Consider the following 1,384-nt stretch of genomic DNA (forward strand, 5'->3'; position numbering starts at 1 on the left):
GCGCTGGGGGGCGGCGCGGTGCGCGGGGTGTGCGGGGTGTCCGGGTGTTCGCGTACGGTCAGCCGGCCGCGGCGGTGGCCGGCGCCCGGCCGGCGAGCGCGGCGACGACCTCCGTCTGGCGCTCCGGCGTACGGGCGAGGAGCAGTTCGCGGATCGGGATGCGGACGCCGAGCGCCGTGCCGAGCCTGCGCGCGAGGCGGGTGACGAGCAGGGAGTCGCCGCCGAGGTCGAAGAAGTCGGCGCCCGGGGCGATCTCCTGATGCCCGAGCAGTTCCGCCCAGAGTCCGGTGACCAGGGCGGCCACGTCGAGGGGAGCGGGGTCCGCGGGCCGCTCCCCGGCGCCGGGGGACTGCGCCTGCGGGGCGGCCGGCCCGGGGGCGCCCGCGAGGCAGCGGGGCGCGTCCGGCTGCGGCGCGGCCTCGGGGGCGGTCCGGCGCGGCCCCGCGAAGGAGTAGCCGGGCAGGCGTACGGGGCGGCCCTGCGTGCACAGCCGGTCGGCGGCGAGCGGCTGGCCCACGGTCCAGAGCGCGCCCAGCGCCGCGAGGACGTCCTCGGTGCGGGCGGCGCGGCCGGCGGCGAGCGGGACGGCGGTCAGGTCCGCGGCCTCCGCGAGGGCCGACAGCGTACGGCCGGGTCCCGCCTCCACGACCAGTGCGCCGGGCAGGTGCCGGGCAAGGGCATCGAGGGCCCGGGTGAACAGGACGGGGTTGCGGGCGGCAGCGGCGAAGGAGTCTGGGGCGACCTCGGTGCCGGGCAGCAGGAGCCGGCCGTCGTTGGCGGCCCACGGCAGCGCCGGCGGGTGCACGGCGGTCCGGGACAGCTCCGCGGTGAGCAGCGGCAGGGCCGGCTCGACGAGGGCCGAGTGGAAGGCCCGTGTGGTGCGCAGCCGGTGGGTGGCGACGCGTCCGTCGAGCCAGGTGTCGAACTCAGCGACCGCTTCGGGGGTGCCGGCCACCACGGCGGCGTCCGGGGAGTTGACGGCCACGATCTCCAGGGGCAGGCCACAGGCGGCCAGCAGTTCGCGGGCCGTGTCCTCGCCGCAGCCGAGGGACAGCATGGCGCCCTCCGGGCAGTCCTGCATGGCGCGCCCGCGCAGCGTCACGAACCGTGCGGCGTCCGGCAGTTCCAGTACGCCGGCCACACAGGCCGCGGTGACCTCGCCGAGGCTGTGGCCGATCACGGCCTGCGGGACCAGGCCGAGGCCGCGCAGCGCGGCGGCGACGGCGTACTCGACCGCGAAGAGCGCGGGCTGGGCCAGCCGGGTGCGGGCGAGCTCCTCCTCGGGGAACGCGGGTTCGTGCAGGGCGCGTTCGAGCTCGGCGGCCAGTGCGGGCTCGAACGCGCCGAGGCAGGTGGCGAGGGCCTCGGCGAAGCCGGGCAGGGC

Annotated in this window: 1 protein-coding gene; it reads right to left on the reverse strand. The window is 78.7% G+C overall.

Annotated features, from left to right (window positions below):
* Positions 1-58: 58 nt before the first annotated feature.
* Positions 59-1,384, reverse strand: a 1,326-nt coding sequence (locus tag ACFXA3_RS42500) for an acyltransferase domain-containing protein (RefSeq protein WP_385196891.1), incomplete at its 5' end; no start/stop codon positions are given.

It is taken from the genome of Streptomyces sp. NPDC059456 (assembly GCF_042750055.1).
GTDB lineage: Bacteria > Actinomycetota > Actinomycetes > Streptomycetales > Streptomycetaceae > Streptomyces.